Here is a 14485-nt window from a genome sequence, read left to right on the forward strand (position 1 = left end):
AATTATAGCATAATATAGTATTATAAGAAATTTCAACTTGTGTATTCAACATGATAGCATAAAATCACATTGAAAAACTCAGAAATCATTACAATTGAGGGAAAAATAAAACTATTTACCTATATCCTTCTTTCAAGCTCACGTCTATTTTAATTTCCAGTCAAAAAAATGATAACATAGACTTACATTCTATATAACTTAAGGGAGACGGATACAATGAAACAACCACTCGCACACCGAATGCGCCCAACAAATATTTCAGAAATTATCGGGCAACAACATTTAGTTGGTGAAGGGAAAATTTTATGGCGAATGGTTCAAGCCAACCATTTTCAGTCGATGATTTTATACGGTCCTCCTGGCACAGGAAAAACATCGATTGCTAGTGCTATTGCTGGTAGTACCGGGACACCATTTCGTCTATTAAACGCGGTAACACACAACAAAAAAGATATGGAAGTTGTCGTACAAGAAGCAAAAATGCACCGCCACCTTGTGTTAATTTTAGATGAGGTACACCGTCTAGATAAGGCGAAACAAGACTTTCTCTTACCGCATTTAGAAAGCGGGCTCCTTACTTTAATCGGCGCCACAACGAGCAATCCATTTCACGCCATTAACTCAGCGATTCGAAGCCGCTGTCAAATCTTTGAACTACATGCACTGACAGAAGATGATATTTTAACCGGATTAAAACGGGCACTAGCTGATAAAGAAAAAGGGCTCGGAGAATATCATGTAACAGTTACAGATGAAGCAATCCGCCACTTTGCAAGCGCTTCTGGCGGAGATATGCGCTCGGCCTATAATGCACTTGAACTTGCTGTTTTATCAAGCTTTGCAACAGATGAGCAAGCAGTCGAAATTACATTAGAGATTGCAGAAGAATGTTTACAGAAAAAAAGCTTTGTTCACGATAAAGATGGAGACGCTCATTATGACGTCTTATCAGCTTTTCAAAAATCAGTGCGCGGAAGTGATGTCAATGCCGCCCTTCATTACTTAGCTCGTCTAATTGAAGCAGGCGATTTACAAAGCATTTGCAGAAGACTTCTTATTATGGCATATGAGGATATTGGACTTGCTAGCCCGCAAGCTGGCCCTCGAACTTTGGCGGCCATTGAATCGGCGGAACGAGTTGGATTTCCAGAAGCCCGCATTCCGCTTGCTAATGCTGTTATTGAACTTTGCTTATCACCAAAATCAAACTCAGCTTATAAAGCGCTTGATGCAGCACTCCACGATTTACGAAATGGACAAACTGGTGATATTCCAAACCACTTAAAAGATAGTCACTATAAAGGAGCTGAATCTTTAGGAAGAGGTATCGGTTATTTATATCCGCATGATTATCCAAACGGATGGATTGAGCAACAATACTTACCTGACAAAATAAAAAATAAGCAGTACTATCGACCAAAAACAACAGGAAAATTCGAACAGGCACTCTCGACTGTTTATGAAAGATTACAGAATTCGCATAAAACAAAGTCTAAAGGGTAATCTAAGCGAAAACGACATCATAATGGAGGTTTCGCTTATGAAAACGCGCCAAGATGCATGGACGAAAGAAAATGATTTCCTGTTAGCAGGAACCGATTGACGGTATTTTGCATAGCACCGTTAAAAACATTTGACGAAACAACAAACAAGCTACTCAAAACCTCCACTGCTTGTAGCTTCCAATTGAAGCAAGAAATATAAAGTGAAGGCTATTACGGACAGTAAAAACAACGAAAAGAGAAGGAATTAATTTGCTCCTCCTCTTTTCAAATCTCATCCTTATAAATCTATTAAAGCTGAACCCTTTCATTTGTCCATATTTTTATTTATGATTTCTCTTACGGAACAATAAAAATAACATTACAAACATCAACATAACACCGCTCGTATAAAATATTGTCGTCCCAGTACCGCCAGTATTGGGAATTGTCCAATCATCCTTCGTATTTTCTACTGTTATTTTTTGTGTTCCTTCCGTTTCTGTAACTTCTATCTCAATCGAATCCCTAAGCAACATGTAACCGTCCGGTGCTTTTATTTCTTTAATCATATATTTTCCAAGTGCCAATTGTTTAGAAATAGCCTTACCTTTTTCATCTGTCGTTAATATACCAACTTCTATCCCGTCTTTATTTAAAATTTGAAACATAGCCCCTTTTAATTTCATACTTGAATCCTCGGCATCCACTTTCTCAATCTCAATCTGTCCTACTGAATCAGGGGCTTTTTTATTTTTCACTATCATTTCTACTGTCTCTTTTTGTTTTACTGTTACTATTACTTTATCTTTTGATAATTCGTAGCCCACTGGTGCTTCTATTTCAACGATTTTGTATTCACCTATCGGTAAATCTTTTGATATTGCTTCCCCTTTTTCATCCGTCTCTAATTTTTCTACTACTTTTTCGTTCCCGTCTACAAGATTAAACTTCGCTCCTGCCAATGTTTTATCTACATTGTCCGTATCGGCTTTCTTCAGTTTCACTCTACCTACCGGATCGGGGGCTTTTTTATTTTTCACCACCATTTCTACTGTCTCTTTTTGTTTTACTGTTACTATTACTTTATCTTTTGATAATTCGTAGCCCGATGGTGCTTCTATTTCAACGATTTTGTATTCACCTATCGGTAAATCTTTTGATATTGCTTCCCCTTTTTCATCCGTCTCTAATTTTTCTACTACTTTTTCGTTCCCGTCTACAAGATTAAACTTCGCTCCTGCCAATGTTTTATCTACATTGTCCGTATCGACTTTCTTCAGTTTCACTCTACCTACTGAATCAGGAGCTTTTTTATTTTTCACCATCATTTCTACTGTCTCTTTTTGCTTTACTGTTACCGTTACTTTATCTTTTAATAATTCATAGCCCGCTGGCGCTTCTGTTTCAACAATTTTGTATTCACCTATCGGTAAATCTTTTGATATTGCTTCTCCTTTTTCATCCGTCTCTAATTTTTCTACTACTTTTTCGTTCCCATCTACAATATTAAACTTTGCTCCCGCCAATCTCTTATCGATATTTTTCGTATCGACTTTCTTTATTTTCACTTTTCCTGTGCCATGCTTGTTCCAGTTCTTCCAGTTTAATTGAAAGTTATGCCCTTCAAACCCACCTCTTTGATGTAGTTCACCCACAAATATTTGTCCATTGATGGAACCACCTTTCGCTTCTAGCACTGCATTTGGAGCAAATACACTTCCGACAACACCATAACCATCTGTTGTAATCTTTTTGGCATTAGGAAATGCCCAAATAACTTTCTCATACAGCTTATTAAACGGTGAATGAGGATTATAAGGTTGTGAAGTCTGTACTACATCGGTAGCTGTCCCAACATTGTTTGTATCATACAATATTGACCCGTTTTTAAAAGCAATCTCTGTTGCATCAGAATACATAACAATAAAATCTTTATTATCAGCATTCGGTAAATATACATCTCTCACCTCTAAACTTGATTTCCCTGTCATTTCTGATGAAACATATATATTTGGATTCTTCATATCTTCCCCAATACCATAACTCATTTTTGGTACCGGGTTATTTGTTTTGTATTGACTTGCGTCCCTATTGACCTGATCAACTATATTACGAAACTCATTAAATTTCGCATCAATTTCTGATTTTTCTTTATAAACAATACGATTATAAGATTGTAATATGTTATTTAAATCAGCCTCTTTTGTCATTACAACGATTCCGTGTTGAACTATAAAAGATTCTCCTCTAGATTTTTTCATTTTCCCTGACAATAACAAGGATGGATATCCTTCGTCAATCCATCTTTCACCAACTATGTTACCCCCTCCAGTTGCAGCACCTACAACGGTATAACCTGACGCATCCATATCACCTTGAATTGCTATCGCTCCCTCAATATCTCCACCTATCGCACTATGATTACCAAAAACGACTGCATTATAATGAGAGATATTACCTAACCCTTTTAATTCTACTGTAGATGCTTGTACTTCTTTCGGTAAATATATTACAAGATTCACACATGTAAGTAAAAAAACCATAAAATGAATACTTATCTTCTTCAATTGTGGTCTCAATTTCCCTGTCTCCACCTTCACGTTATTCTTTTTTAAAATTTTGTAAATTGAGCATATAGACAAGATTATGTTTTATCTACTTATTCTTCTCTTATAAATTGCGAATAGAAATGTACATAACAGTATGATTGGAACAATGATTATCCACTTATCGAACCATTTCCCATTACTCATTTCTTGTCGCTCTTTTTCTTTTTGACTATACTCTACACGCTCACCTCGAATAAGCAATCTATGTGTATTTGATCCATACGGCGTACATGTAACTAACGTTGTATAATCTTGATTTTCTGCAATTAGTAAATCATCTGTTTCATGTGGTAACACTACTTTTATTTGATCTACTTCATAAGCAAGAATATTATTTAAGGAATGAATATAGAAAAGATCTCCTTCAACTAACTTATCTAAATCTGTAAATAACTTTGCAGACGGTAAACCACGATGCCCCGTTAAAACAGTGTGCGTACTTTTCCCACCTACTGGGAGCGAAGATCTATCTAAATGACCTACCCCACGGCTTAATACTTCCTCAGAAGTTCCTTGATAGATTGGCAATTTTTCATCGATTTTAGGTATTTCAATATATCCCATTACATCGCCCAAATTTAAAGCATCTGCGTACGATTTTTGATTACTTTTTTGTTCTTCAACAAACGGATCTGAGAATGTTTGCGTAGAGTTTTGAACTTGTTTGTTATACTCAGCTGCTTCCATTTTCCTACGTTCAATTTCTTTCTTTTGCAATGATTTTATTTTCTTATCATAAGAGTTAATCTCAGAATAATGTGCCCTCGTCGCCAACCAATTACTGATAGTAGGATATAGGAAAATGCTAAGGCCTAATACAAAAACTCCAAAAACAATATTTCGCTTCATAGTTCTCCCCTCTATACGTACTGAAATGTCGAAAAGAGGAAAGCAAATCGCTTCTCCTCTTTTTACATTACGTGGTCAAACCTCTCTAAAAACTTAATTATTCGCAGATTTTTTTCTAAAGAAAGCAAATGCTGCCACAGCCATTAGCACAAGGCCTAGTACAGTAAAAATAGCTGTGCCCATGCCTCCTGTTGCCGGAAGAATCCAGCCGCTTTTATTATTTTCCACAGTTAATTTAATCGATTGTTTATTTTCATTAACAGTCACATCAATTGGTTCCTTTAATAATTGATAAGAACCTGTTGTACCATCTTCTTTTGTATATGTTGGTGCTTTCGTTTCAACAATTTGGTAGTCTCCATACGGAAGGTTACTCCATATAATGATACCATTTTTATCTGATACACCTTTTACTTCTCTTCCTTCTACAATGACTACCTTTCCATCGTTATCTCTTAATTCAAACTCAGCACCTTGTAATTTTTTACTATTAGCCCCATCAATTTTTGTTAACTCAATCGTTCCAGTTGTCGGAACAACAATTACTGGTTTAGATTCCTTATCGCCCGTCACATCGTTTTTGTTCGTAAACCCAATGGTCGCTTTATTCAGAATTTCCGTCCCAGCTTTTACACCTTCTTTTATTTGTGATTTAATTTGTAAATGAAATTCTTTTTTCTTATGTAACTTTACAAAGTCTTTCACAGTAGCTATCACTTTTTGACCTTCCACAACTACTTCTACAACATTTGAATCTACTTCTTTTCCATCGATTTTCACAACTGGCTTACCTTGAATCACTAAACGATTGTCTAACACGTCTGTTACAACGTACTGCTTATACTCTTTAATATCTTCTGGAATTAATGTTTTAATATCATAATTGTAATCTGTTAGTGGGTTAATTGGTAAAGCTTCTAAGTTTCCATTAATCTTTTTGTCAATTGTTGGCTCTTCATAGTTTTTCACCGCTACTTTTACTACTTCACCGGAAGTAATTGTTCCATCTTCATTAATTGTTCCAGAGTTTGCAATTAAAAACTTATATTTTGTTGGATCATTCATATATCCTTCTGGCGCTTTTGTTTCTTGAAAATAGTATTTTCCATACTCTAAGCCTTGTACGCGAATATAACCATTCTCATCTGTTACTAAGCCCTTTTTAAATTCTGTTCCATCCTCTTTAAATAAAGAGAATTCCGCCTGTGCTAGCGCTTTATTGTCTGCGCCTGTCTTCGTTAATTCTACTGCACCGCGCTTAATTTCATTCTTTGGATACATATGAACATCATAGTTTAATACATTTCCATCTTTATTTGTCAGCGGAATATCCACTGTATACGTATTTGGGTTTAAGTTAACATGCGGAGGCCCTGCTACTTCTTTCACTTCATAACGTCCTAATGGAAGCTCTTTTAATACCGCTTCTCCTTTTTCATTCGTTGTTACTTTAACCGGAGTTGCAGTCTCTACAGGTTTCACTGCTTCTTTCACAATCTTTCCATCACTCGAAATTTTCTCAAAGGATGCCACTTGTTTCACCTCAAACGTTACACCTTTTAATGGCTTGGCATCTTTCGGCACATCTTGCTTCGCAGAACCATCCCCTTCAGCCCCTGCTATTTTGTCTTTCTCTTGTTCATACTTATGAATTGTTAAAGAGCCTTTTGTTTTTGAAGCTGCATTTGCAAATAAGCTAGGCAATGTAGAAAACATTAGTACAAAGACTAAAATCATACTCAATAACTTTTTCATTTCTCTTTTCCCCTTTGCTACTTCTATCATTTTTTCAATCTATTTACCGCTATTCTTCTTAGAAAAATTAACAATGGTACTACAAGTATCAGTATTGAACGGATAACATAAAACATAGTTGTTCCAATATCCCCAATGTTTACAATTCCCCAGTTACTCTTCTTATTTTTTACTATTACATTTTCTGCCCAAATCAGATTCCTCAGTAATCTTTATTTTTATATAAATATATCCATACACTTTTTATGAATTATTGTAAAAACAAACGCTATCTCATATATCTTTGTTCCTTGTGTTATATCTCAATTCATTCCTTCGAAAATTATCCATTGACATCTCTCCCTTTTTTCCATTTGTAAGATCATATACTTTTCAAATCTAAATAGTTTTCTTGGCAGATAACATCAACAACTATGAAACAAATATAATAATTCTCAGCTTTTACGCTACCTTCAATAGCTGTTACTCACCTATTAAATAATATGTGCTATTTTTGAGAAATTATGGTATTATTCTTAGAAGTTTGGTATTTTCACTAAAAAATACCTTTTTGTTACATGTAATGACATTTACAATGCTTTATGATCAAATAAGTAATTGTCATTACGCATCTAGTACATACAACTGTAAGGAGGAAAAGAAAATGACTAAATCAATCAATCTAGTCGATATAGAATACACTTGCAATGTATTTTTTCAATCTTTCAAAATCCCAGTTTGTTTTTTAGATACTAACAAAAATATTCTTCGTAAATTTACATCACAAAATCTTTCTAACCCTCTCTATACCTCAAAGGAGGAAGAATTATATACACTTTATCAGAAAGGTGATCCATATAATGTTCCTATCTTCAGAACCACTCAATATCTAGAGCATTTCATTTTAATTCACATAAGGAACGATTACATAGTTAATGGTACGGTTATTATTGGCCCTGCAACGCATATACATTTTTCAGACGAGATAATTGACAACATGCTAAAAGATTTGAATTCCTCTACAAGTCCCAAAAAATTAAAGAACTACTTTCTTTCATTACCAGTCAAAGATAAATGGTTCTTAGTGAATATAGCATGTCTATGTTATAACTTAATCTATAAAAAGAGATTAGATACAAATACCTTTTTAAATAAGAACAACTCACTTGATGAGATAAATACAAATATCTTCAATAAATATTCATATATTCCAATAAAAAAGATGACTGAATCTATTAATTTTAATTTTTCATTAGAACAACGATTACTTGTGGCTATCAAAGATGGGGATAAAGAATCATGTCTCAAATATTATGATGCATATTCACAAGAAACAATTAAATCCATGTCTTCACTTAATCAGTTGCGATACCAAAAAAATAAAGGGATTTCTTCCATCACACTTGTTGCTAAATATGCGATAAAGGGTGGTCTTCCTTCTGGAATCGCTCGTACACTTGGTGAGATGTATATACAAAATATCGAAAAATCAAAAGATATAAAAACCATTGATAAATTGCTAAAAGTTGCTCTGTGTACATTTGCAGATCGTGTAAAGGAACATAAAGCGCAGCACCATTCAAAAGCTATCACTACTTGTCAAAACTATATTTTTAAAAATATTTACCAAAAAATATCTGTTAAGCAACTTGCTCGTATGGTCAATATGAATCCAAATTACTTATCTATATTATTCAAAGAAGAAGTCGGAATCTCATTAAATGAATATATTCAACGCGAGCGCGTAGAAGAAGCAAAAAAATTACTAACTTTAACGGATTATTCTTTATCCGACATTTGTGCTTGGCTCAATTTTAGTGACCAAAGCTACTTTACTAAAGTTTTTAAAAAGTTCACTAATAAAACACCTGGAAAATATCGAAAACACTTCACCATAATATAAAACAAATAAAAATAGTAATTAATATAAGTGAAAACAGTTCAAAATACATCTATGAATGATCAGAAGTATTACATGTACCATCCTTATATTTGTTTAATAATATAAAACGCAATACAAATTTTATTTACAAGAGGTACAAGTAAATAGCAAAATATGCAAACTAGTATAAAAGCAAACTAAAAGGGTAATCTAAGCGAAAACGACATCATAATGGAGGTTTCACTTATGAAAACGCGCCAAGATGCATGGACGAAAGAAGATGATTTCCTGTTAGCAGAAACCGTATTACGACATATTCGTAGCGGAAGTACACAGTTAAAAGCGTTTGATGAAGTTGGAGATCAGTTAAACCGAACGTCCGCAGCGTGCGGATTTAGATGGAATGCAGAAGTTCGACAAAATTATGAAGAGGCCATACAACTTGCAAAAAAACAAAGAAAAGAATTAAAACGTTCGGAAGCTAGAATAGAAAAAGAAAAATATCTCAAAACAAAAGAAGAAAAGCAACTTATAATCAATGCCAAAAGTTCAGAGGACATTCCAAGCAACTTAAAATCACTTACAATGCAAGATGTCATTTCATTTTTACAAAATATAGAACAACATCAACCTTCACTTACAAAGTTACAAAATGAAAATAAAATATTGCAAACAAAGCTTACTTCTTTACAAAAAATAAATGATGAGCTTGAAACAAAATTAGTTGCTCTAACAAAGCAACAACAAACGATTGAGAAAGATTACGCAATGCTTGTAAGAATTATGGATCGCGCACGTCATCTCGTTTCAAAAGATCAGCAAACAGAACAAATCGCCCCTATTTTTAAAACGGATCAAAATGGAGATTTGGATATTATATGTTCGGCCGAAAACTAAAAGCCTCCCCGCCATTTATTATGAGGTGGGGAGGCTTTCTTATTTGCTGAAAAAAATCATAAATATGATTTTTAATCGCAACTATATCTATCCTTGTTTCTCTTTAATCTTGCCCTACACGCTTCACTTCGATATTTTTGATGCGTTCGCGTACAACGTGACTAGCCATAATTAGACCTGCTACAGATGGTACGAATGCGTTAGAAGAAGGTGGTAATTTCGCTTTACGAATTTTTGCATTTTCATCTGGAACAATCTCTTTACGTACATCCTCACGAATGACAATTGGATTTTCATCAGAAAATACAACTTTCACACCTTTTTTAATCCCTTCTTTACGAAGTTTCGTACGAATTACTTTCGCAATTGGATCCGTATGCGTTTTTGAAATATCTGCGATACGGAAACGAGTTGGATCCATTTTATTCGCCGCGCCCATACTTGAGATTATCTTAATTTTACGACGTAAACATTGCTTAATTAAATGAATCTTGTACGTAATCGTATCGGAAGCATCTACGACAAAATCTAATCCATATTGAAAGAAATCTTCATACGTTTCTTCCGTATAAAACATTTCTAATGCGATAACTTCACAGTCTGGATTAATATCAGCGATGCGTTCTTTCATTAGTTCTACCTTTGAACGTCCTACAGTAGAAACTAATGCATGAATTTGACGGTTTACGTTTGTAATATCAACAACGTCTTTATCTACTAATACAAGACGTCCTACACCAGAGCGAGCTAACGCTTCAGCTGCAAATGACCCTACGCCGCCAATCCCTAGAATACCGACTGTACTATTTTTTAATATTTCAAGTCCTTCTTTTCCAAAGGCTAATTCATTTCGTGAAAATTGATGTAACATTCAGCTCTACACTCCTATTACAAAAATGGTCTACCATGAAGTATTCTAGCGTTTTTCCGACTATTTGTATAGAAAAAGTTACACAATCTTTAAAAATACATATTGAAATAGACTGGCCATCTAACAAACATGCGAATGCCATCAAAATTTTGTTTACTCTAAAAAAGCTAGACGGAGTTAGTATACCCCATCTAGCTTCATTCTTATTTCTATTCTTTTACATTCAATTTCAAATGTAACTCTTCCAGCTGCGCTCCAGCAACCGGGCTTGGCGCATCTGTTAATAAGCAGCTTGCACTTGCTGTTTTTGGGAACGCGATTGTATCGCGAAGGTTTGTACGACCAGCAAGTAACATCACTAGACGGTCTAAACCTAATGCGATTCCGCCATGTGGTGGTGTACCATATTCAAACGCTTCTAATAGGAAACCGAACTGCTCTCGCGCCTCTTCTTGTGTGAATCCAAGTGCTTTGAACATTTTTTCTTGTACATCACGCTCGTAAATACGAAGGGATCCACCGCCAAGTTCATAACCATTTAATACAAGGTCGTACGCTTGTGCACGCGCTTTTTCAGGCGCTGTTTCTAATAGCTCAACATCTTCACGGAACGGCATTGTGAATGGATGGTGCGCCGCAAAGTAACGATTTGCTTCCTCATCATATTCAAGAAGCGGCCAATCTGTTACCCATAAGAAATTGAATTTATTTTCGTCAATTAGTTCCAGCTCTTTACCTAAGCGTAAACGAAGTGCACCTAAGCTATCTGCCACAACACTTTTCTTATCAGCTACGAATAGTAATAAATCGCCCGCAGAAGCTTCTAATGTAGTCATTATTACATTTGCTTCTTCCTCATTAAAGAACTTCGCAATCGGTCCTTTTAAGCCATCTTCTTCCACTTTTAACCAAGCTAAACCTTTTGCACCGTATACTTTTACAAATTCAGTTAATGCATCGATATCTTTACGAGAATATTTGCTTGCTGCACCTTTTGCATTAATCGCTTTTACTTGTCCACCATTTTCTACAGCACCTGTAAATACTTTAAAACCGCAGCCCGCTGCAAATTCAGATAAATCCGTTAGTTCCATTTCAAAGCGTGTATCTGGTTTATCAGAGCCATAGCGAGCCATCGCATCAGCATATGTCATACGAGGGAATGGTACGCTAATTTCTACCCCTTTTACATCCTTCATCACTTTCGTCATCATGCGTTCCATCATGTCTAAAATTTCTTCTTGCGTTAAGAAGGAAGCTTCGATATCGATTTGTGTAAATTCTGGTTGACGATCCGCACGTAAATCTTCATCACGGAAACAACGTGCTACTTGATAATAGCGCTCAAATCCACCGACCATAAGAAGCTGTTTAAATAGTTGCGGAGATTGTGGTAATGCATAAAACTCACCGTCATGTACACGACTTGGTACTAAATAGTCTCGAGCACCTTCTGGTGTACTCTTTGTTAAAATTGGTGTTTCCACCTCTAAAAATTCTTCTGTATCTAAGAAATTGCGAATTGTTTTCGTTACATCGTGACGCATTTTGAATGTATTGTACATAACAGGACGACGCAAATCTAAATAACGATATTTTAAACGAACATCTTCTGATGCATCTGTATCATCTGCAATAATAATCGGAGTTGTTTTCGCTGCATTTAAGACCGTTACTTTCGTCGCTTGCACTTCAATTTGGCCAGTTGCCATATTTTCATTAATTGCACCAGCTCCGCGCGCAACAACTGTACCTTCTACATGTAATACGTATTCACCACGAATTGTTTCTGCTACTTCTAACGCTTCTTTTGATGTTTCTGGACTAAAGACAACTTGTACAATACCTGTACGGTCACGTAAGTCGATAAAGATTAGCCCACCTAAATCGCGGCGCTTTTGTACCCAACCTTTTAATTGAACGGTTTGTCCAATTGCTTCTACTGTTACTCTTCCACATGCATGTGTTCTTTCAGCCATTACAAGTTCCCCCTATATTAATTTCTCTGCGATATATGAAGCAAATACATCTAATGCTACTTCTTCTTGCTCGCCTGTCGCCATATCCTTCAAATTAATCACACCTTTATCTAGCTCATCTTCACCTAATACCGCTACATATTTCGCATTTAGACGATCCGCTGATTTAAATTGTGCTTTCATTTTACGATTTAAATAATCTTTTTCAACTGATAGGCCAGATTTACGAAGGTCAAAAGCAACTTTTGCAGCATGATCCTTCGCCTTATCACCAAGTGCAACAACGTAACAATCAATTGTATTTTCAATTGGCAACTCGATATTTTCAGCTTTTAGTGCCATAATTAAACGTTCAATACTCATCGCAAAACCGATACCAGGCATTTCTGGGCCACCGATTTCTTGAACAAGTCCATTATAACGTCCACCACCACTTAATGTTGTAATGGCACCAAATCCTTCCGCTTCACTCATAATTTCAAAAACAGTGTGTTGATAATAATCTAAACCACGCACTAAGTTTGGATCTTTTTCAAATGGAACGCCCATCATTGTTAATAGCTCTTGAACCTTTTCATAATATGCCGTTGATTCTTCGTTTAAATAATCTGTAATAGATGGTGCTGTATTCATTAATTCATGATCACGATCTCTCTTACAGTCTAAAATACGAAGTGGGTTTTTCTCTAAACGAGATTGGCAATCGGAACAAAACTCACCGATGCGCGGTTTAAAGTGAGCGATTAACGCTTCTCGATGCGCTTGACGGCTCGCTGGATCTCCTAAGCTATTTAATACAACTTTAATATTTTTTAAACCCATACCGCGGTAAAATTCTACCGCAAGTGCAATTACTTCGGCATCAATTGCAGGATCGTTACTACCGATTGCTTCAATACCGAATTGGACGAATTGACGATAACGACCTGCTTGCGGTCTTTCATAACGGAACATTTGACCGATATAGTATAATTTCGTTGGCTGTGTTGCATCACCGAACATTTTATTTTCAACATAAGAACGCACAACAGGTGCAGTACCTTCTGGACGAAGTGTTAAACTGCGGTCTCCGCGATCTTGGAATGTGTACATTTCTTTTTGAACAATATCTGTTGTATCACCAACGCCGCGTAAAAACAGCTCTGTATGTTCAAAAATTGGTGTACGAATTTCTTTATAATTGTAACGACGGCAAATTTCGCGCGCTTGTCCTTCGATATATTGCCATAATTCTACACTACCTGGAAGAATATCTTGCGTTCCGCGTGGGATTTGAATAGACATATTCAGTTCCTCCTCAAATTATTTTAATCTTAATAAAAATAAAAAAACTCTCGACTCTACTGATTATCCAGTAGGGACGAGAGTATAATACCCGTGGTGCCACCCTAATTGAAGCAACGTATGCTTCCACTTTTTTTAATAACGCTTAAAGTTTGCGTTCAACTCTACTAAGCATACGCCTTTCAAGCTAAAACCTCCAGAGTGTCATTCAATAAGTCATCATGTAGAAATGCTTTCAGCCTAAGACATTTCCTCTCTTTCCATGTGTATCTCATTTACTCTTCTCGATCAACGGTTCTGTCCATATGTAAATATAAAATTACTATACGTTTGTTAAGAACGATTGTCAAGTGCTCTAGGAACGTTCCAATTGCTTCTTTAAACGTCTTACATCTTGAAGGGAAATCCCAAACTCAGAAGCAAGCTCCATCCCAGTATTCGTTTGTTCTTTTGAAATAAAATCATGGAAACTCACATTAAATAATTGATTTGCACCATTTGTAACAGAATGTCCCTTTTCATTCATACGCATATATGTATCCCTCACATTCAATATGGATGTATTTATGTTTTATTGTTCCATATTGATTGGATGGTTATACGTATAAAGGAATCACGTTATTCCATGTCACTTTTATATAAGTAATCTGCTCTTTGAAACATAAAAAATGTTACAACACTTGCTGCTATTACAAATATTACCCAAGTACTGTAACTTAAGGCTACGAGAGTAACTCCTACTGCATGTAAAAAAAGAGCCAAGCTGAACCACAAGAAAAATTTAGAATCTTTGAATATAGACCAATTCATACACTTTCTCCCCCTGACCACACATATATTCGAATATTTTTACTATTGCTTACATTATACTATATCATTAATTTATTGCTTCCAAA

11 protein-coding genes and 1 other annotated feature are annotated in these 14485 nt (G+C 35.5%); of the genes, 3 read left to right on the top strand and 8 right to left on the bottom strand.

Annotated features, from left to right (window positions below):
• The first annotated feature begins 216 nt into the window (after positions 1 to 216).
• The gene (locus MR056_RS17470) at positions 217 to 1503 is read left to right on the top strand and encodes a replication-associated recombination protein A (RefSeq protein WP_048724202.1); all 1287 of its coding nucleotides are present in this window, start codon (positions 217 to 219) and stop codon (positions 1501 to 1503) included.
• Positions 1504 to 1825: 322 nt separating this feature from the next.
• Here the strand turns inward: MR056_RS17470 and MR056_RS17475 are convergent, their stop codons facing one another.
• From MR056_RS17475 to MR056_RS17485, 3 genes are all read right to left on the bottom strand, one after another.
• Positions 1826 to 4063, bottom strand: coding sequence for a SpaA isopeptide-forming pilin-related protein (locus tag MR056_RS17475; RefSeq protein WP_087099233.1), 2238 nt, complete (start codon positions 4061 to 4063; stop codon positions 1826 to 1828).
• 72 nt (positions 4064 to 4135) lie between these two features.
• Complete coding sequence (locus MR056_RS17480) at positions 4136 to 4942, bottom strand: class C sortase (RefSeq protein WP_087099235.1); 807 nt, start codon at positions 4940 to 4942, stop codon at positions 4136 to 4138.
• Between the two features lie 93 nt (positions 4943 to 5035).
• Positions 5036 to 6697 (bottom strand): SpaA isopeptide-forming pilin-related protein, encoded by a 1662-nt coding sequence (locus MR056_RS17485; protein ID WP_176371955.1) that lies wholly within the window; start codon positions 6695 to 6697, stop codon positions 5036 to 5038.
• A 643-nt stretch (positions 6698 to 7340) separates the two neighbouring features.
• On the opposite strand from MR056_RS17485, the gene MR056_RS17490 reads away from it, so the two are divergent.
• Together MR056_RS17490 and MR056_RS17495 are read left to right on the top strand one after the other, a co-directional pair.
• Positions 7341 to 8579: an AraC family transcriptional regulator gene (locus MR056_RS17490; RefSeq protein WP_012095576.1), complete on the top strand. Its 1239-nt coding sequence runs from the start codon at positions 7341 to 7343 to the stop codon at positions 8577 to 8579.
• Positions 8580 to 8804: 225 nt separating this feature from the next.
• Entirely contained in the window at positions 8805 to 9455 is a 651-nt protein-coding gene (locus tag MR056_RS17495) for an RsfA family transcriptional regulator (protein WP_012095577.1), read from the top strand.
• 103 nt (positions 9456 to 9558) lie between these two features.
• Here MR056_RS17495 and MR056_RS17500 read toward each other — a convergent pair whose 3' ends face one another.
• The 5 genes from MR056_RS17500 to MR056_RS17520 all read right to left on the bottom strand — a co-directional run bounded on the left by MR056_RS17500 (position 9559) and on the right by MR056_RS17520 (position 14399).
• Entirely contained in the window at positions 9559 to 10326 is a 768-nt protein-coding gene (locus tag MR056_RS17500; protein ID WP_012095578.1) for a tRNA threonylcarbamoyladenosine dehydratase, read from the bottom strand.
• 209 nt (positions 10327 to 10535) lie between these two features.
• On the bottom strand, positions 10536 to 12305 hold the full coding sequence (gene aspS, locus MR056_RS17505) for an aspartate--tRNA ligase (RefSeq protein WP_012095579.1): 1770 nt from the start codon (positions 12303 to 12305) through the stop codon (positions 10536 to 10538).
• A 12-nt stretch (positions 12306 to 12317) separates the two neighbouring features.
• A complete protein-coding gene (gene hisS, locus MR056_RS17510) occupies positions 12318 to 13589 on the bottom strand; it encodes a histidine--tRNA ligase (protein WP_012095580.1) in 1272 nt (423 codons plus the stop codon).
• 69 nt (positions 13590 to 13658) lie between these two features.
• Positions 13659 to 13890: a binding site (T-box leader), on the bottom strand.
• Positions 13891 to 13944: 54 nt separating this feature from the next.
• Positions 13945 to 14121, bottom strand: a complete 177-nt coding sequence (locus MR056_RS17515; RefSeq protein ID WP_012095581.1) for a hypothetical protein — start codon at positions 14119 to 14121, stop codon at positions 13945 to 13947.
• An 86-nt stretch (positions 14122 to 14207) separates the two neighbouring features.
• The gene (locus tag MR056_RS17520) at positions 14208 to 14399 is read right to left on the bottom strand and encodes a hypothetical protein (RefSeq protein ID WP_041810042.1); all 192 of its coding nucleotides are present in this window, start codon (positions 14397 to 14399) and stop codon (positions 14208 to 14210) included.
• Positions 14400 to 14485: the final 86 nt, after the last annotated feature.

It is taken from the genome of Bacillus cereus group sp. BfR-BA-01360 (genome assembly GCF_022663595.1).
Classification (GTDB): domain Bacteria; phylum Bacillota; class Bacilli; order Bacillales; family Bacillaceae_G; genus Bacillus_A; species Bacillus_A cytotoxicus.